General features: G+C 67.3%; 16 protein-coding genes. 11 read left to right on the top strand and 5 right to left on the bottom strand.

All coding sequences use genetic code 11. The features are described 5' to 3' along the window. The first annotated feature begins 13 nt into the window (after positions 1 to 13). From AC1Q7Q_RS14085 to AC1Q7Q_RS14070, 4 genes are all read left to right on the top strand, one after another. Entirely contained in the window at positions 14 to 979 is a 966-nt protein-coding gene (locus AC1Q7Q_RS14085) for a sugar ABC transporter substrate-binding protein (RefSeq protein ID WP_492372862.1), read from the top strand. Positions 980 to 1041: 62 nt separating this feature from the next. Beyond that, entirely contained in the window at positions 1042 to 1929 is an 888-nt protein-coding gene (locus AC1Q7Q_RS14080; RefSeq protein WP_492372861.1) for an intradiol ring-cleavage dioxygenase, read from the top strand. A gap of 5 nt (positions 1930 to 1934) precedes the next feature. After that, complete coding sequence (locus AC1Q7Q_RS14075) at positions 1935 to 2237, top strand: YciI family protein (protein WP_492372860.1); 303 nt, start codon at positions 1935 to 1937, stop codon at positions 2235 to 2237. Positions 2238 to 2319: 82 nt separating this feature from the next. Beyond that, a complete protein-coding gene (locus AC1Q7Q_RS14070) occupies positions 2320 to 2631 on the top strand; it encodes a Dabb family protein (RefSeq protein ID WP_144410011.1) in 312 nt (103 codons plus the stop codon). Positions 2632 to 2695: 64 nt separating this feature from the next. Here the strand turns inward: AC1Q7Q_RS14070 and AC1Q7Q_RS14065 are convergent, their stop codons facing one another. After that, positions 2696 to 2920, bottom strand: coding sequence for a hypothetical protein (locus AC1Q7Q_RS14065; protein ID WP_492372859.1), 225 nt, complete (start codon positions 2918 to 2920; stop codon positions 2696 to 2698). Between the two features lie 241 nt (positions 2921 to 3161). Then, the gene (locus AC1Q7Q_RS14060) at positions 3162 to 3587 is read right to left on the bottom strand and encodes an ElaB/YgaM/YqjD family protein (protein ID WP_492372858.1); all 426 of its coding nucleotides are present in this window, start codon (positions 3585 to 3587) and stop codon (positions 3162 to 3164) included. A 247-nt stretch (positions 3588 to 3834) separates the two neighbouring features. On the opposite strand from AC1Q7Q_RS14060, the gene AC1Q7Q_RS14055 reads away from it, so the two are divergent. After that, positions 3835 to 4278 (top strand): PRC-barrel domain-containing protein, encoded by a 444-nt coding sequence (locus AC1Q7Q_RS14055; protein ID WP_416050540.1) that lies wholly within the window; start codon positions 3835 to 3837, stop codon positions 4276 to 4278. A 276-nt stretch (positions 4279 to 4554) separates the two neighbouring features. After that, the gene (locus AC1Q7Q_RS14050) at positions 4555 to 6117 is read left to right on the top strand and encodes a class I adenylate-forming enzyme family protein (protein WP_492372857.1); all 1563 of its coding nucleotides are present in this window, start codon (positions 4555 to 4557) and stop codon (positions 6115 to 6117) included. A gap of 55 nt (positions 6118 to 6172) precedes the next feature. Here the strand turns inward: AC1Q7Q_RS14050 and AC1Q7Q_RS14045 are convergent, their stop codons facing one another. Further along, a complete protein-coding gene (locus tag AC1Q7Q_RS14045) occupies positions 6173 to 7120 on the bottom strand; it encodes a LysR family transcriptional regulator (RefSeq protein ID WP_492372856.1) in 948 nt (315 codons plus the stop codon). Between the two features lie 155 nt (positions 7121 to 7275). On the opposite strand from AC1Q7Q_RS14045, the gene AC1Q7Q_RS14040 reads away from it, so the two are divergent. Both AC1Q7Q_RS14040 and AC1Q7Q_RS14035 read left to right on the top strand, forming a co-directional pair. Then, on the top strand, positions 7276 to 8274 hold the full coding sequence (locus tag AC1Q7Q_RS14040) for a tripartite tricarboxylate transporter substrate binding protein (RefSeq protein WP_492372855.1): 999 nt from the start codon (positions 7276 to 7278) through the stop codon (positions 8272 to 8274). A 42-nt stretch (positions 8275 to 8316) separates the two neighbouring features. Then, entirely contained in the window at positions 8317 to 9204 is an 888-nt protein-coding gene (locus tag AC1Q7Q_RS14035; RefSeq protein WP_492372854.1) for an isocitrate lyase/PEP mutase family protein, read from the top strand. Positions 9205 to 9258: 54 nt separating this feature from the next. On the opposite strand, the gene AC1Q7Q_RS14030 is transcribed toward AC1Q7Q_RS14035, so the two are convergent. Next, on the bottom strand, positions 9259 to 10509 hold the full coding sequence (locus tag AC1Q7Q_RS14030) for a serine hydrolase domain-containing protein (protein WP_492372853.1): 1251 nt from the start codon (positions 10507 to 10509) through the stop codon (positions 9259 to 9261). A gap of 188 nt (positions 10510 to 10697) precedes the next feature. Here AC1Q7Q_RS14030 and imuA point away from each other — a divergent pair, with 188 nt between their 5' ends. The 3 genes from imuA to AC1Q7Q_RS14015 are packed head-to-tail and all read left to right on the top strand — an operon-like array spanning position 10698 to position 16602. Continuing rightward, positions 10698 to 11576, top strand: coding sequence for a translesion DNA synthesis-associated protein ImuA (gene imuA / locus AC1Q7Q_RS14025; RefSeq protein WP_492372852.1), 879 nt, complete (start codon positions 10698 to 10700; stop codon positions 11574 to 11576). Beyond that, positions 11509 to 13074, top strand: coding sequence for a Y-family DNA polymerase (locus tag AC1Q7Q_RS14020; protein ID WP_492372851.1), 1566 nt, complete (start codon positions 11509 to 11511; stop codon positions 13072 to 13074). The genes imuA and AC1Q7Q_RS14020 overlap by 68 nt, the downstream gene beginning before the upstream one ends. 45 nt (positions 13075 to 13119) lie before the next feature. Then, positions 13120 to 16602 (top strand): error-prone DNA polymerase, encoded by a 3483-nt coding sequence (locus AC1Q7Q_RS14015; RefSeq protein ID WP_492372850.1) that lies wholly within the window; start codon positions 13120 to 13122, stop codon positions 16600 to 16602. A gap of 58 nt (positions 16603 to 16660) precedes the next feature. On the opposite strand, the gene AC1Q7Q_RS14010 is transcribed toward AC1Q7Q_RS14015, so the two are convergent. After that, positions 16661 to 16912, bottom strand: coding sequence for a hypothetical protein (locus AC1Q7Q_RS14010; protein WP_492372849.1), 252 nt, complete (start codon positions 16910 to 16912; stop codon positions 16661 to 16663). Positions 16913 to 17089: the final 177 nt, after the last annotated feature.

Raw genomic sequence — 17089 nt, 5'->3', positions numbered from 1 at the left:
CAAAGGAGACAACATGAACGTACGTAACCTGAAGCAACTGGCCGGCTTGCTGGCCCTCGGCATCCTGGCCGCGCCGGCTCACGCGGACGGCGAGCGCATCGCGGTGTTCACCAAGAACCAGACCAACCCGTTCTTCCAGGTCGTGCGCCAGGGCGCGGACGCCGCGGCCAAGAGCATGAACGCGCGCGTCACCCACTACATCCCCACCAAGCCGGACAGCATCCCGGAGCAGATGAGCCAGATCGAGGACGTGATCGTCAAGAAGGCCGACGCCATCGTCTTCGTCCCGGTGGACTACAAGGCCATGGGGCCGGGCGTGAAGAAGATCAACGCGGCCAACATCCCGGTAGTCAACGTGACCGACAAGAGCGACGTGGGCAACTTTGTCTCCTTCGTCGGCGCCAGCGACTACGACCTGGGGCTGAAGACCGCCACGCACCTGTTCAAGGCCATGGGCGGCAAGGGCAATGTGGTGCTGCTGGAAGGCATCAAGGGCTCGTTGACCAATATCGACCGCGTCAAAGGCATGCACGACGCGCTCAAGGCCTTCCCCGGCATCAAGCTGGTAGCCTCGCAGCCGGCCAACTACCAACGCCTGCAGGCCCTGCAGGTGATGGAGAACCTGATGCAGTCGTACCCGCAGATCGACGGCATCTTTGCTGCCAACGACGCCATGGCCATCGGCGCCATCGAGGCGCTGCAGGGCGCCAACCGCAAGGCGCTGGTGTCCGGCATCAACGGCACGCAGGAGGCCATCGACGCGATCAAGGCCGGCACCATGCTTGCCACGGGTGACTACAATGGATTTGCCCAGGGTTGCCTGGGCATGACCGCCGCCATCCGCAAGCTGCGCGGCATGCCGGTCACGCAGAGCATCGTGCTGCCGGCCACGGTGGTGGACAAGACCAACTACCAGTCGATCGACATCCCGGTGAGCAAGCGTGCCTGCCCGCGTTGGGAAGATGCCACCAAGGCTTGATCCCGATGTCCGCAAGACCGTCCGTAAGAACGACCACAAGAGACCACAAGAGACCACGCATCATGCGCAACCTAGACGAAGAGACCATCACGCAGGCCGTGCTGGCGCGGCATGCCGACATGCCCAACGGGCGGATGAAGGAGATCATGACCAGCCTGGTCCAGCATCTCCACGCCTTTGCCCGTGAGGTGCATCTCACCGAGGCCGAATGGGCCGAAGGCATCAAGTTCCTGACCGAAGTCGGCCACACCTGCACCGGCAGCCGGCAGGAGTTCATCCTGCTGTCCGACACGCTTGGCCTGTCCACGCTGGTCACCGCGCAGAACCACAAGAAGCCGCGCGGCTGCACCGAGGCCACCGTGTTCGGGCCGTTCTACGTGGACGACGCGCCAGAGTACGAACTGGGCGCCGACGTAGCCAACGGCATGACCGGCGAGCCGTGCTACGTCAGCGGCAAGGTCAAGAGCGTGACGGGCGAGGTGGTGCCGAACGCGCGGCTGGAAGTCTGGCAGGCGGATTCGGAAGGCTTCTACGATGTGCAGCAGGCGGGGCTCGATGGCCACCAGGGCCGCGGCACGCTGACAGCCGACGAGAGCGGCGGCTTTCACTTCAAGTCGATCGTCGCCGAGTGCTACCCGATTCCGCACGACGGCCCGGTGGGCCGCATGCTCGATGCCATGGGCCGCCATCCGTGGCGTCCCGCGCACCTGCACTTCATGATCTCGGCGCCGGGGTTTGAGACGCTCATCACCCATGTGTTCCGCGAGGGCGGCGAATACCTGGATTCCGACGCGGTCTTCGGCGTGCGCAGCTCACTCATCGGGGACTGGGTGCGGCACGAAGCCGGCACCGCCCCGGATGGCACGCCATCGGCCACGCCCTTTTACACGCTGGATTTCGATTTCATTCTCAACCCGGTACCGGCAGCGCCGGCGCCGTCCCGGAGGTAGGCCTCATGCTGTTCGTATTCCATCTTCTCGACAAGCCCGGCACCGGTGAACTGCGCACCCGCGTGCGCCCGGAGCACAAGGTCTATCTCGGCGCCAAGGCCGACAGCATCGCCTTTGCGGGCCCGCTGCTGGCCGAGGACGGCACCACCATGGCCGGCAGCCTGCTGGTGATCGATTTTCCGTCGCTCGCCGAGGCCAAGGCGTGGCTGGCCGGCGAGCCCTTCACGCAGGCCGGCGTCTATGGGCAGTCGACCGTGCATGGTTTTAGCAACTTGTGGCCGCAGAAGGCCGGTTTCCCGCCGGCCTGACGTTGGCGTCAAGAACTTCAGGGTCATCAAGAACATCAGGAAAATCAGCCAAGATCCGCCAGGATCAGCAAAGGGAGAAATCGTGTCCATCGTCAAACACATCGTGATGTGGAACCTGCGCGGAGAAACCGAAGTCGACAAGCAAGACGCCGTGGCGCGGCTCAAGCTTGCGTTCGAAGGGCTTCGCGGCCGGATCCCCGGAATGCGCCATCTGGAAGTCGGCGTGGACTCGAGCAAGGTCAACTACGCCTGCGACGTGGTCCTGTATTCCGAGTTCGAATCGCAGACGGCGCTGGAGGGATACGCCACCCACCCGGAGCACCTGCGGGTGAAGGAGGAGCTGGGTGATTTGCGCATTGCACGGCACCAGGTGGACTATGAGCCGTCTGCGTGAATGGCATAAAGCGTGACATAGAGCGTGACATAAAGCGTCACGTAAGGCGGGGAACCGGAGGCGGTTAGGCGCTGCGCGCCGCCGTCCCCTGGTTAACCGGCGGGAATACGCACCACGAGCCGTCGCCGTGGCGGAAGAAGAACAGCATGTCGGCCTCGCGTTCCACGCCGACATAAGGCACCCGGCCGGTACACATCCTGCCGAAGCGCGCAACGCGCACCGGACGGCCCTCGGCAGGGCCAATCCATTTGGCCACGATCGCATGCAGGTTGGTGGTGTCTGATTGCATTTCCGCTCTCCCGGTTCCGTTAGCCATTCGCCGTTCGCCGTTAGCTGCTTTCGGGGCTGGGCCCTTGATTCCATGCTAGGTGGGAGCGTGGCGCGGCGAAGTCGGAAAGACGGTAAATGCGCATCGGCGGACGAGGAATCCGGCGTCAGCAATTGGCTTACAAACGCAGGCGCGGCGGCAGCACAGGGCTGCCCGGCCTCGCCAGGAAGCCGGTGCGCGCCTGTGTCCGCCTTGGTGCGCTTCAGTCTCGATCCCGGCCAGCACTGCGGGACATCAGCAGGCCCAGGATGATGCCTACGCCAACCGCCATGCCCATGGACCGCAGCGGCTGCGCCTTGACATAAGCCGCGGTGTCCTCCGCGCGCTGCGTGATCTGCTGGCGCACGTTGTCCGAGATGCCCTTGGCCGCCTCCTTGGTCGTGGCCATCTTGTGCAGGAAGTCCTGTTTGGCCTCTTCCATTGCGGCGGCCGACAGGGAAGGCAGGCGGGCGATCAACTCGTCCAGCTCCCGCTTGAGGCCGGAAGCTTCGTCCCGCGCGACAGCGCCGATCTGCCGGCCGGCGGATTTGGTGGCATCCAGCACGTTCGAGGTTGCCGTGCCAACCTTGCCGGCGATACGCGAGGCTTCGTCCTGCGCCGACGATTGTCCATTGCCAATGGTTTCCATGTGGGTTCTCCTGAAGTGTGTTTGGGGGCAGGGTCCAGGCGCAGTTTTCGTGCCATGCGGCAACGGACGCTCGTTGCGGCAACAGCGCGGGTCAGCACCGGTCAGCACGGGTCGGAACGGAAAGAAAGTTACCGGCTTTTGTAATTCTTCCCGTGATGCCAAAGCCCACGCCGCGACGCCGCCTGCCCCAACGGCTTGGCACGTTCGTTGCGCGCTCTCTGGCACCACCCTTTTTCAGGAGACGAACATGGGACAACTCAATCCCGGCATGCCTGCCGGCAGCAGGGGCGCGGCCATTGTCGGCCGCGGTGTGGGCGATGGCCCGGGCCCCGATGTCATGGGCGCATCGACGCTCGACGGCAACAAGGTCTATTCCTCGGACGGCGAACATGTCGGCAAGATCTCCGAAATCATGCTCGACGTGCGCGGTGGCCGCATTGCGTACGCGGTGCTTACCAGCGGAGGCTTCCTCGGCATGGGCGACACGCTGCACGCCATTCCCTGGGGCGCGCTGACCCTGGACACCGACGAAAAGTGCTTCCGCATCGGCGTGACCGCGCAACGCATCAAGGATGCCCCGGGTTTCGACAAGGACAGCTGGCCGGCCATGGCGGATCCTCAATGGGGCACCACGCTGCATGAGTACTATGGCCGCAACCCCTACTGGATCGGGGAAGGCGGGCCGCTTTGAGCCAGGTTGCGGGCTGAAATGACCTGCGTAGTTACCTGCGTAGTTGCCTCGTAGTTACCTCGTGGTTACCTCGTGGTTACCTGTTAGTGCGGGCTGTCCCACCGGTGTGGGGCAGCCTTGCCGTGTCCATGCGAAAATCTACCCCGGCCTGCGGCAATACCGACAGGCCCACGGGATGAACGCCGCTGCCCCGGACGTTCAAGACGATAGATTCGCGCGCGAAGGCGGTCCCCCGGACCTGTTGATCGCGACGCCAAATGGAGACAGGACCTTCCTATGGGCATCACAGAACTTCTGACGCAGCCGATTGGCAACCTCGCGGACTGCGTCCGCCTGCACGCCGCAGAGCGGCCCGGGCATGTCGCGGTCGTCGACAGCCGCGGCTCGCTGACCTACGCCGAATTCGACGCGCTGGCCGACCGCGTCGCCGCCGCCTTGCAACGCGACGGCCTGCAGCCGGGCGCCTCGCTCGCCATCTGCGCGGCAGCGTCCATCGAGTACGCCGCCATCCTGATCGGCGGCCTGCGCGCCGGCGTTGCCCTGGTGCCGCTCGCCCCGTCCTCCACGCCGGCAAGCCTGGCCGGCATGGTCGAAGACTCCGACGCCCGGGTGTTCTTTGTCGACGCGGATGTCCTGCGCGAGATCGCGCCGGTGAAGGATCGTATCCAGGCCCGCCTTATCGGGCTGGCCGACGCCCCCGCCGGCCTCGCGTTCGAAGCCTGGCTGGCCCCGCACGGCAGCCGCCCGCAAGCGCATGCCATCGCGCCGCAACAGGTGTTCAACATCATCTATTCCTCGGGCACGACCGGCACGCCCAAGGGCATCGTGCACGCCCACGCCCTGCGCTGGAACCAGATCCGCCGTGTCCAGGAATCCGGCGGCTACGGCCCCGACGCCGTCACGCTGATCTCCACGCCGCTGTACTCCAACACCACGCTGGTGAGCTTCATCCCCACGCTGGCGCTCGGCGGCACCGCCGTGCTGATGCCCAAGTTCGACGCGCAGCGCTATCTGCAACTGGCCGCGCAGCACCGCGTCACGCACAGCATGCTGGTGCCGGTGCAATACCAGCGCCTGATGGCGCGCGCGGACTTCGGTGACTACGACCTGTCGTCGTACCGGATGAAGTTCTCCACCAGCGCGCCGCTTTCCGCCGCGCTGAAGGCAGAAATCCTCAAGCGCTGGCCCGGCGGCCTGGTGGAGTACTACGGCATGACCGAAGGCGGCGGCAGCTGCGTGCTGGCCGCGCACGAGTTCCCCAGCAAGCTCCACACCGTGGGCAAGCCCATGGAAGGCCATGACATCCGCCTGATCGACGACGATGGCAATGAAGTGCCCGTGGGCGAGATCGGCGAAGTCGTCGGCCATTCCAACGCCATCATGGCCGGCTACCACAAGCAACCGGAGAAGACGACCGCGGCCGAATGGCGCGACGCCACCGGCAAGCTCTTTATCCGCACCGGCGACGTTGGCCGCTTCGACGATGACGGCTTCCTCACGCTGATGGACCGCAAGAAGGACATGATCATCAGCGGCGGATTCAACATCTATCCCAGCGATCTCGAAGGGATCCTGCAGCAGCATCCGGACGTGCTGGATTGCGCGGTGGTTGGCGTGCCCTCGCAGCGATGGGGCGAAACGCCGGTGGCCTTTGTGGTTCGGCGCGATGGTGCCACGGTGTCTGATGATGCCTTGATGGCCTGGACCAACGAGCAGGTTGGCAAGACGCAGCGGCTTGCCGTGCTGGAACTGGTGGATGTGCTGCCGCGCAGTGCGATCGGGAAGGTGCTCAAGCGGGAACTGCGGGACGGGTTCCGGCCCGGACGGCCGCTGGACTGAGGCGGGGGCGGGGCGCGCGCGCTTGGCTGGCGCGCCCCTGTCGCCAGCGATCGCGCTACTTTTGCCGTGCGCCCGGCCCTTGCTTTCTCGCTTTCCCAGCTTCCGGCCATAACGGCGAGCTCACGGAGAAATCCGCCTCGTCCATCGTGATCGCCTTCAGCGACCGGACCACGGCACGCGTGTCCCCCGTGCGCCACTGGAAATAGTAGGACAGGTTGTGCGGCGCCGGCGTGCTCGTCAGCGCCGCCAGCTTGCCGGCGTGCACAAACGGCTCCACATAGGACTGCGGGAACAAGCTGATCCCCACGCCCGCCATCACCATGGCAATCAGGGCCGACAGGCTGTTGCAAACCAGCGCCCTGGGAATCTCCAGCTTCTGCTCCGCCGCCCATTTCTCGAAGGCCTGCGTCAGGCCCGCTTCCGCGCTGAGCATGATCACCGGATGCTCGGTGAAGTGCCGGGGCGTGAGGACGGTGCCGCCAGCCAGCCGCTGTGGCGCCGCCATCCACTTGTACGCCAGCTCGCCGACCTTCTCCTGCGACAGGTTGGGCGAGGTGCAGGGGCCTGGAATGATCGCGAAGTCCAGCTCGCCGCGCTCCAGCTTGCGCTCCAGGTTGAGCGTCAGGTCCACCTGTGGCTCCAGCACCAGGTTCGGGTGCAGTTCGCGCACCCGCGCGACCAGGCTCGGAAACCAGGTGGACGCCACCAGCTCGCTGATGCCGAAGCGGCAGCTCCCGCGCAGCGCGCTTGCCATGTCCAGGTCCGCGCGGATGCGGCTTTCGGTGTCGAGGATCTGGGCGGCATGCTCAAGCAGGCGCTCGCCCGCGTCGGTGATCACCGAGCGTTGCCCGGTACGGTCGAACAAGGCTTTTCCCAGATCGTCTTCCAGCTCGGCGATGCGCTTTGACAGCGACGACTGCGTGACATGCAGCCGCGCGGCGGCGACAGAAAAACTGCCGAGTTTTGCGGCCCAGTAGAACGCTTCCAGCTGCTTGAGTGTCATGGCGATGCCTTGGCCCGGCAGTGCGTTTGATGCCCGGCTCGCGTGCGGTCATTCCAAAATCTCACCGGGGGACGTGAGGATTTGTCGCTTTCTTCCCGCGCGGGAGGTACGTATCGTCTGGCCATTGTCAATATCGGCTGGGAGAGGGAAAGATCATGCGGCACGGGCTCAAGGCATGCAAGGCGCATCACGCAATCCACACGCTGGGCGCGTTGCTTCTGTTCGCAACGGGCCTGGCGGCGACGCCGGCCAGGGCGGAATGGCCCAGCGATCATCCCATCCAGGTCTATGTCGGGTTTGCCGCCGGCGGCGGCACCGATACCATGGCGCGCACGATGGCGCCGTTCATCCAGCGCTACCTTGGCGCAAACGCCAGCCTGGTGGTGCAGAACAAGCCCGGCGCCGCCGGCGAGATCTCCAGCCTCAGCCTGATGCGCGCGGCGCCGGACGGCTACACAGTTGGCGTGGTCAACCTGCCGGCCATGGCGTTCTCGCCGCTGTACCGGAAGACCAGCTTCGATCCGGCCGCGCTGCGGCTGGTCGCCCGGGTGCTGAGCGACCCGACCATCCTGGTGACGCGCAAGGATAGCCCGTACAACAACCTGAAGGATGTGGTGGCGGCGTTGAAGAAGAAGCCGGCGTCGCTGTCTTTCGGTCACAACGGGGTCGGGACGAACGGGCACCTGGCGCTACTGCAATTGCAGAACGTGGCGGGCGTCAAGGTCACCGACATCCCCTATAACGGGACGGCGCAATCCAAGACGGCTTTGTTTGGCGGGCATATCGATTTTGCGGCGGTCACCACGGGCGAGCTGCAGGATGCGGGCAAGGAGGCCGTGCCGCTGAAGATTATCGCGCAGATGGGGGAGACGCGAGCCGCTTCGCTGCCCGACGTGCCCACGGCCCGGGAGCAAGGCTTTGACGACGTGATGCCGGCCGAGCGGGGGATCGCGGTGCCCGCGGGCGTGCCGCCAGCCATCGTGGAGAAGCTGCGCGCGGCCATCCGGGCGACCCTCAAGGATCCGGAGTACCTGAAGAAGGCCGGCAACGATGCGCCGGTGCTGGCCTACCTGCCGGGAGACGACTGGGCCCGGGAAATCGCCGCGCGCAAGCCCATGATGCGCAAGCTGGCCGACGGCATGCCCAAGGAGTGACCATCCCCATGATTTCCCACCCATCCTCGCGATCCTAAGTCCATGCCACGTATTGCCCCGGTTCAAAAGGCCGCATCCCTGCGCACGCTGCTGCAACGGGAATCGTTCGTCGTGGCGCCTGCCGTCCACGATATCTTCAGCCTGCGGCTGGTGGAGCAGGCGGGTTACCAGAGCGCCTGCATCAGCGGCGCCATGCTGTCGTACAGCCTGCTGGGCGTGCCGGACATCGGCCTGCTCACGCTGACGGAATGCGTGGAGCACTGCCGGCGGCTGACCCGCGCCTCATCCATTCCCATCACCGCCGATGCGGACGCCGGCTATGGCAACCCGCGCGGTGTCCACTACGCCGTGGAACTGTTCGAGGAAGCCGGCGCGGCCGGCTTGAACATCGAGGACCAGGTGGTGCCAAGGCGCTGGGGCTCGGCGGCGGCCAAGGACGTGGTGCCGCTTGGCGAGATGCTCGCCAAGATCGACGCCGCGCAGCGCGCCAGGCGCGACAGCAACTTCATGATCATTGCCCGCACGGACGCATTTGCCTGCGAAACCACCGAGCAGGTCATCCTCCGGGCAAGGGCGTATCAGGCGGCGGGCGCCGATATGCTGCTGCCCATTGCGCCGCGCACCGAGGACGATATCGCCCGGCTGGTGCGCGCGCTGGATATCCCGGTGACGCTGAGCGCCGGGACCGGGCTGGCGCCAAGCCCGTCGGCCGCGAATGTTTCGCTGGAGCGGCTGCGCGAACTGGGGGTTCGCCGGGTCAGCCTGACCACGTTGTTGCCGGGCGCGGCGGTAGCCGGGATGCGGCGCAGCCTGGATGCCGTGCGGGGGGCGGGCAGCGATGACGGGATGGCGGCCGCGGGGACGGCGAGCCTTGGGGCGCTGTTTGATGTGGCGGAGCAGATGGCTTTTGAAGATGCCCTGCTGCATTGACCGGGTCCGCGACAACGGTCGACCCAAGGCGCACACCCGGGGCAATCCACGTTTCTACCAGTCGCCATAGGCCGATACGATGCCACGCAGCAGCGCATCGCGTTCCGCGCCAAGGTGGGCGCCGCTCGCGTCGCCCGCGGCATCCTTGCCGACCGCGGTATGCACCACCACCAGGTTCAATGCGGGATCTACGAAGATGGCCTGCCCGTAGACACCCAGAAGGGCAAAGCGGCGGTGACTGCCGGGCAGGATCCAGGTCTGCAGGCCATAACCGTAGTAGGTGCTGCCGTGGTACTGCATGTGCCCTGGCCGAAATGCTTCGGGTTGCCGTGTTGCGTCCGTCATCGCGAGCAGGTGGTCACGTGATACCACGGCAGTGCCCCTCACCAGCCCATCGGTTGCCATCATCAAGCCCAGGCGGGCGTAGTCGTGCAGCGTGGCGTTAAAGGCGCCTTGCGCGAACACGTCCTGGTCGGCCGGGTTCACCAGCCAGGTCGCCTGCGCCTGGGCGCCGATCGGCTTCCATAGCTTCTCATCGACGTAGTCACAGAGCGTGCGGCGCGTGGCGCCGCGCAACACCAGCCCCAGGATCTGGGTCTGGGCCCCGGCATAGTTGAAGCGCTGCCCTTCGGGATCGCTGCGCGCCGTGATCAGCCGGGCGGCCTGAGCAACCCCAACCCGGCGCACGGCATCGTTGAACCTGGCCCGATCGTCGTGCTCCGAGTAGTCCTCGATAAACCGTGCGCCCGAGGACATGCGCATCAGATTCACGATTCGGGTCTGTCCGTACAGCGTGTCCTTGAGTTGGGGCGCATAGGTCTCGGCGGTGTCATCCAGCGAGCGGATGAAGCCCTCTTCCTGCGCCTTGACGATCGCCAGTGCGGTAATGGTCTTGGCCATCGAGTTGGAGAGCATCCGCATGTCGGCGCTGCGCATGTAGTTGTAGCGTTCCGCGACAATCTCGCCGTCCTTCACGACCAGAAGTCCAGTGGCACGCTGTCGCTGCATGTAGTCGTCCAGTGTCAGCTTGCGGCCACGAAAGCGGTAACTGAACGGCGTCTCGATGGCGGCCTTCTTCAGCGCAAGCGGATCGTCTGCCGGAGCGAGCGCACAGGCCGGATTGAAGCTGTCCATCGCGCTGAACGAACCGACGAGATAGGGCTCCGTGTAGGCTTGCTTCAGGCTGCGAGCCGGTGGATAGCCCTCGGCCCTGCCCAGGGATTCTTCGTCGGGAGCGGCAGCGCTTGCGCTGACGGCGAGCAAGGCAATCAGCGGGAAGCAGAGCAGGCGAGCGATCGTCATCATGGCGGGAAGTCATTGCGATGGCAGCATATTCTCATGCCACCGATGCAGCACGGCGCCGCTAACCATGATCAATTTCCATGGTTCGGCATCCCCATTGCTTCACCCTTGCGCGCATCCGTGATACTGTATAAACATACAGTACCCGGAAACTTCCTGTCAGTCCCCCCGGACTGAACCGCACGCATCACATGATCGCCGAACTCTTTCCCATATCGCCCGATACATCGGGCGATTCGCCTTTGGCGCAGCCGCCCGTGGCCGACCGGCAGGGGGCGCTGGACGCACTGGAGCAACGCTATCCCGGCCTGTGGCGGGCGGGGCAGCTTGGCCATCTGGGCCGGGCGGGCAGCGTGCCGGCCTTGCCGACCGGCCATGACGCGCTCTCGGCCGAGTTGCCCGGCGGTGGCTGGCCGGTGGGCGCGCTCACAGAGCTGCTGCTGGCCGACCCCGGCGTGGGCGAGTTGCGGCTGCTGCGCCCGGCCTTGCTGGCGCTAGCCGCGGCGCAGCGCCGGGTGGCGCTGATCGGGCCGCCGCACCAGCCCAATGCAACGTGCCTGGCCGAATGGGGTTTGCCGGCGCGCCAGTTGTACTGGGTGCGCCCGCCCGCTGGCGCGAGCCGGGCCGCGGCGCAGGCGGATGTGCTGTGGGCGGCGGAGCAGGTGCTGCGCAGCCAGGCCTTTGGCGGGGTGATGGTGTGGCTGCCCACGGCGCGTCCCGAGGCGCTGCGGCGCTTGCAGGTGCTGGCGCAGGCAGGAGACGCCGTGGTGTGGGCGTGCCGGCCGGCCAGCGTGCTGCGCGAGTCGTCGCCGGCGGTGCTGCGGCTGCTGTTGTCGCCGGCGCCGGGCAATGCCGTGTCGGTCACGTTCCACAAGCGGCGCGGCCCGGTGCGCGATACGCCGCTGGTGCTGCCGCTGGGCGAGATGGTGGCGGTGCCGGCCCCGTCGATGCCGGTCCCCCTGAATGCCCCGGTTTCCCAAGCCGTTGCGGGAGAGCAAGCCCATGTCGTACTGGATCGCGGTGCATCTGCCGCGCCTGTCGCTGGACGCGCTGCAGCCGAACTGGCCTGAGCCCGCCGCGCTCCGCGCCTGCGCTGGCCTGCTGCACCACAGCGTGCCGGTGGCGGTGATGGAGCGCGAGCGGGTGGTGCTGGCCAACGGCCCGGCGGTGGCGCTGGGGGTGCAGGCGGGGATGCGGCGGGGCGGCGTGCAGGCGTTGTCGGCGCAGGTGGTGCAACTGCAGCGCGAGCCGGCGGCCGAGGCGCAGGTGATGACGGCGCTGGCGCTGGCGTTGCTGCATTTCACGCCGCATGTCACGGTGCATCCCGATGCCGGGGTGGCTACCGTGATGATCGATGCCGGGGCCAGCCTGCGGTTGTTTGGCGGCCATCTTGCGTTGTGCCGGGCGGTGTATGCGCGGGTGCGGCGGCTGGGGGTGTTCCTGCAGCTGGGCTGCGGGCCGACGGCCTTCGGGGCGGCGTGGCTGGCGGCGCAGCCGCTGCGGCGGGATCGCCGGGGCGGGCTGGTGCGCCCGGCGCGGCGCGCGGTGGGGCCGCAGCGCATGGCGCGGCTGCTGGACCGGCTGCCGGTGGGCATGTTGCAAGGGCTGGCGGACGATGGCTGGCTCGATGGCATCGGCTGCCGGACCGTGGGCGAGGTGCGGGGCCTGCCGCGTGCCGGCCTGCGGCGCCGGCTGGGGCCGGACCTGCTGGCGCGGCTGGACCAGGCCTATGGCGAGGTGCCGGTGCGCTTTACGTGGTTCAGCGCGCCCGCCACCTTCTCGCAGCGCATGGAGCTGCCAGGCCGGACCGAATCCGTGCAGGGCGTGATGGCGGGCGCGCAGCGTTTGCTGCTGGCGCTGGCCGGCTGGCTGGCCCTGCAGCAGGCGGGCGTGACGCATCTTGTGCTGCGGCTGGAGCATGAGCGCTACCGGCTGGGCGCCGAGACGCAGGCAACGCCGGTGACGATCAGCCTGGCGCAGCCCAGCCGCGATCCGGCGCATTTGTCCAAGCTGTTGCAGGAGCGGCTGGACAAGGTGCAGTTCCGCGTGCCGGCGGTGAGCCTGCTGCTGGTGGTGGAGTCGGTCCAGGCCTGCGTGGCGCAGAGCGATGCGCTGTTTCCCGAGCCGGGCGGCACGCCGGCGGAGCTGGGCCGCGTGCTCGATACGCTGATGGCGCGCCTGGGCCGGGAGAACGTGCTGCAACCGCAGCCGCTGGCCGACCACCGGCCCGAGCGCGCCAACCGCTGGTGCCCGGTGGATGAGATGCCTGCGCGCGCGCCGCGCGAGCCGCAGCGTGCCCCGGCGGGCATGCCGGAGCGTCCGCTGTGGCTGATGGCGCAACCCGTGGCACTGACTGTGCAGCGCCATCGGCCTTGTCACGGCGGGCCATTGACGTTGCTCTCGCGGCCGGAGCGCATCGAATCCGGCTGGTGGGACGGCGCGCTGGCCACGCGCGATTACTTCGTTGCGCAACGGGCGGACGGGCTGCGTTGCTGGGTCTATCGCCAGCGCCCCGGGCGTGAGGAAAGCGGCGAGTACCGCTGGTTCCTGCATGGCTTGTTTGCCTGAGTGTTTGCCTGAGTGTTTGCCCGAGCGTTTGCCTGAATCCTTGCCATGTCGAGCCAGCCAGCCAACCCTTCATTCTCCGCTTTGCCGCCGGCGCTTTCCGCGCTGCTGCCGGCGTTGCCCGACTATGTGGAGCTGCATTGCATCTCCAATTTCACCTTCCTGGACGGGGCGTCGCATCCGGTCGAGCTGATCGAGCGCGCGTTTGCGCTCGGCTACCGCGGCCTGGCGCTGACCGACGAGTGCTCGGTGGCGGGCACGGCCCGCGCGCACCATGCGCTGAAGGACCTGCGCGAACGCACCCGCGATGCGGCCGAGCGCAGCGCGGCGCGGTTGGCCGCCGGGCTGCAGGAGGATGAGGACGAGGCAGCGGAGGAGCCGGAGGAGGGCGGCGACGAAGACGGCGAACATCAAGGGGATGGCGAATGCCCCGCCGCGCCGGACGCCACTGCCACCGGGAGCGCCGATGAAGCCTTGCAGGCCCGCCTGCGCCGGCATGATCGCCTGCTTGCCCTGGCCCGTGCCGCGCAGGATTTCCGCCTGCTGATCGGCAGCCGCTTCACGCTCACCGACCACGCGGGCCGGCCCGTGCTGCGGCTGGTGCTGCTGGCGCAAAATCGCGAAGGCTTTGGCAACCTGAGCGAGTTGATCACGCTGGGCCGCACGCGCGTGCAAAAGGGCGCCTACGCGCTGCATCCCGACGACATCGCCGCGCCGCAGCCGGACCAGGCCCACCTGCGCGGCATGCCCGATTGCCTGGCGCTGCTGCTGCCTTCGTATTGCCCGGACCCCGGCGAGCTGCTGGGGCAAGCCCAATGGATGCGGCAGACGTTTGGCGAGCGCGGCTGGATCGCGCTCGAGCAATTGCAGGGCTATGCCGATGCCACGCACCGGCTGCGTCTGGAGCAGGCCGCCGCGCTGACCGGCGTGCCCCTGGCGGCATCCGGCGCGGTGACCATGCATGTGCGCTCGCGCAAGCCGCTGTCGGACGTGCTGAGCGCGATCCGCGTGGGCCAGCCCCTGGCCGAATGCGGCATGGCGCTGGCGCCCAATGCCGAGCAGCACCTGCGCATGCGCCAGCGCTTGTCGCGCCTGTACCCGCGCGAGGCGCTGGCGCAGACGTTGCGGGTTGCCGCCATGTGCGACTTCTCGCTGGCGTCGCTGCGCTACGAGTACCCGGAGGAACTGGTGCCCCCGGGCGAGACGCCATTCAGCTACCTGCGCCGCGAGACCATGAAAGGCGTGCTGCGGCGCTTCCCCAAAGGGCTCAAGCCCAAATGGCGCAAGCAGCTGAAGGAGGAGCTCGCGCTGATCCGCGAAAAGCAGTACGAGCCGTTCTTCCTCACCGTGCACGACATCGTGCGCTTTGCCCGCGGCCGCGGCATCCTGTGCCAGGGCCGCGGCTCGGCAGCCAATTCGCTGGTCTGCTATTGCCTGTTCATCACCGAGGTCGATCCCAAGGATGCCAACCTGCTGTTCGGCCGTTTTCTCTCGCGCGAGCGCGACGAGCCGCCGGACATCGATGTGGACTTCGAGCACCAGCGGCGCGAAGAAGTCATCCAGTACATCTACGAGAAATACGGCCGCCACCGCGCCGCGCTGGCGGCGTCGCTGATCACCTATCGCTCGCGCAGCGCGCTGCGCGACGTGGGCCGGGCGCTGGGCATCGATGCCAGCGTGATCGAGCAGGTGGTCAAGGGGCAGGCATGGTGGGATGGCGGCAAGACCTTCCTGGAGCGCATTTCGCAGTATGGGCTGGACCCGGACGCGCCGGCGGTGCGGCAGTGGGCCAGCCTGACCACGCAACTGCGCGGCTTTCCGCGCCATTTGTCGCAGCACGTGGGCGGCTTTGTGATTGCGCGGCACAAGCTGTCGCGGCTGGTGCCGATAGAGAACGCGGCCATGGAAAACCGCAGCGTGATCCAGTGGGACAAGGACGACCTGGAATCGCTGGGCCTCTTGAAGGTGGACGTGCTGGCGCTTGGCATGCTCTCGGCCATCCGCCGCGCGCTGACGATGATCCCCACGCGCTCGGGCGCGCCGTACCGGATGGAAGACGTGCCCAAGGACGATCCGCAAACCTACGACATGATCTGCGCCGCCGACACCATCGGCGTGTTCCAGGTGGAGTCGCGTGCGCAGCAGTCGATGCTGCCGCGCCTCTTGCCGCGCAAGTATTACGACCTGGTGGTGGAAGTGGCCATCGTGCGGCCCGGCCCGATCCAGGGCGGCATGGTGCATCCCTACCTGAAGCGGCGCGAGCAGGTGCGGCGCACCGGCAAGCCGCCGGCGTACCACAACGACGTCATCGAGAAGGTGCTGGGCCGCACGCTGGGCGTGCCGATCTTCCAGGAGCAGGTGATGCAACTGGCCATCGACGCCGCCGGTTTTACGCCGGGGCAGGCCGACCAGCTGCGCCGCTCCATGGCGGCGTGGCGGCGCAAGGGCGACCTGAAACAGCACCAGGATGCGCTGGTCAGGGCGCTCACCCGCAACAAGTACCCGGAGGCTTTTGCGCTGGCCATCTGCAAGCAGATCGAAGGGTTTGGCGAATACGGCTTCCCGGAAAGCCATGCCGCCAGCTTCGCCAAGCTGGTCTATATCAGCGCGTGGATCAAGTGCCACCATCCGGCGGCCTTCCTGTGTGCGCTGCTCAACAGCCAGCCGATGGGGTTCTACTCGGCGTCGCAACTCGTGCAGGATGCGCATCGGCACCACGTGCGCACGTATCCGGTGGATGTGACGGTGAGCGGCTGGGAAAGCACGCTGGAGCATGCGGCCAGCGGTGCGCCAGCGCGCGCGCGCCAGCGCGCCCAGCCGGCGGTGCGGCTTGGCCTGAACCGCGTGAACGGCATGCGCGAGGCGGCGGCCGGGCGGATCGAACTGGCCCGCGCCGAGGCGCCGTTCGCCAGCGTGGAAGACCTAGTGCTGCGCGCGCGGCTGGACCGGCACGACATCGACGCGCTGGCCGCCGCAGATGCGCTGGCCGGCCTCGCCGGGCATCGCCGCCAGGCGCGCTGGCAGGCGCGCGCCGCGGCGCTGCAGGCCGCGCATCACGACCTGCTCTATGAGGCGCCGCCGCCCGAGGGCGAGCTATCGCTGCCCGCGCCGCGCCTGGGCGAGGATGTGGCGGCCGATTACGCCAGCACGGGCCTGTCGCTCAAGTCGCATCCGCTGGCGCTGCTGCGGCCGCGGCTAGCCGCGATGCATTACGCCACGGCGCAGGATTTGTCCTGCTGCGGCAACAACCGGCAGGTGCGTGCCTGCGGCATCGTCACGGTGCGGCAGCGGCCATCCACGGCCGGCGGCACCATCTTTACCTCGATCGAGGACGAGACCGGCGCCATCAACGTGATCCTGTGGCCGGACCTGATCGAGCGCCAGCGCAAGGAAGTGCTGGGCGCGAAGCTGCTGGGGGTGATCGGCACGTGGCAGCGCCAGGGCGAGGTCAGGCATCTGGTGGCGCAGGAACTGGTGGACCTGAGCCCGCTGCTGGGCCGCCTGATGGTGTCCAGCCGCGATTTTCATTAGGGCGTGATTGGGGCGTGATTGCGGCGTAACCGCATAACCCCATAACCGCGTAACCGGGCTACTGCGCGGGCGCCTCGTGCCCGCGCGCTTCGCTACGCCGTGCCCGGTTCATCTCCCCCTGCCAGCCGACCGCGCGCAGCAGCGCGTAGCCGTGCTCGGTGATGCGCGGGCACCAGCGGTCGGCCGCGCATTCTTCCAGCGACACGAGGCCGCGTTCGAGCAGTGCTTCCAGGTCCACGGGATCGAGTTCCAGTCGATCCTGTACATCGTGGACCAGCAGCAAGGTGGCAAATTCGTGGGGGCTTAACATCGCCATCTCCTGGGGTTGAACATCCTGATCGCGCGGCCCGGCAGGGGCAGAACTGCCTACGGAAAGACAGCGCGCGGCGGCATTGGTTCAGGTGTTTCTTCTGATCTTTGCCCGCCCACCGCGCTGCGTTCGCGATCCCTTCGTTGTACGTCGGTTTTGCGTCTGTTTTGTGTCAGC

The organism is Cupriavidus sp. GW823-FHT07A04, assembly GCF_058794615.1.
The sequence above is the reverse complement of the archived record's forward strand: the minus strand, read 5'-3'. Positions and strand labels throughout refer to the sequence as shown.

What these genes read in the sequence shown, in the direction of transcription:
- AC1Q7Q_RS14080 (WP_492372861.1), top strand. Translation starts at nt 1,042, where the DNA reads ATGCGCAACCTAGACGAAGAGACCATCACGCAGGCCGTGCTGGCGCGG.
- AC1Q7Q_RS14060 (WP_492372858.1), bottom strand. Translation starts at nt 3,587, where the DNA reads ATGGAAACCATTGGCAATGGACAATCGTCGGCGCAGGACGAAGCCTCG.
- AC1Q7Q_RS14015 (WP_492372850.1), top strand. Translation starts at nt 13,120, where the DNA reads ATGTCGAGCCAGCCAGCCAACCCTTCATTCTCCGCTTTGCCGCCGGCG.
- AC1Q7Q_RS14020 (WP_492372851.1), top strand. Translation starts at nt 11,509, where the DNA reads ATGTCGTACTGGATCGCGGTGCATCTGCCGCGCCTGTCGCTGGACGCG.
- AC1Q7Q_RS14050 (WP_492372857.1), top strand. Translation starts at nt 4,555, where the DNA reads ATGGGCATCACAGAACTTCTGACGCAGCCGATTGGCAACCTCGCGGAC.
- imuA (WP_492372852.1), top strand. Translation starts at nt 10,698, where the DNA reads ATGATCGCCGAACTCTTTCCCATATCGCCCGATACATCGGGCGATTCG.
- AC1Q7Q_RS14030 (WP_492372853.1), bottom strand. Translation starts at nt 10,509, where the DNA reads ATGATGACGATCGCTCGCCTGCTCTGCTTCCCGCTGATTGCCTTGCTC.
- AC1Q7Q_RS14075 (WP_492372860.1), top strand. Translation starts at nt 1,935, where the DNA reads ATGCTGTTCGTATTCCATCTTCTCGACAAGCCCGGCACCGGTGAACTG.
- AC1Q7Q_RS14055 (WP_416050540.1), top strand. Translation starts at nt 3,835, where the DNA reads ATGGGACAACTCAATCCCGGCATGCCTGCCGGCAGCAGGGGCGCGGCC.
- AC1Q7Q_RS14035 (WP_492372854.1), top strand. Translation starts at nt 8,317, where the DNA reads ATGCCACGTATTGCCCCGGTTCAAAAGGCCGCATCCCTGCGCACGCTG.
- AC1Q7Q_RS14040 (WP_492372855.1), top strand. Translation starts at nt 7,276, where the DNA reads ATGCGGCACGGGCTCAAGGCATGCAAGGCGCATCACGCAATCCACACG.
- AC1Q7Q_RS14085 (WP_492372862.1), top strand. Translation starts at nt 14, where the DNA reads ATGAACGTACGTAACCTGAAGCAACTGGCCGGCTTGCTGGCCCTCGGC.
- AC1Q7Q_RS14045 (WP_492372856.1), bottom strand. Translation starts at nt 7,120, where the DNA reads ATGACACTCAAGCAGCTGGAAGCGTTCTACTGGGCCGCAAAACTCGGC.
- AC1Q7Q_RS14065 (WP_492372859.1), bottom strand. Translation starts at nt 2,920, where the DNA reads ATGCAATCAGACACCACCAACCTGCATGCGATCGTGGCCAAATGGATT.
- AC1Q7Q_RS14010 (WP_492372849.1), bottom strand. Translation starts at nt 16,912, where the DNA reads ATGTTAAGCCCCCACGAATTTGCCACCTTGCTGCTGGTCCACGATGTA.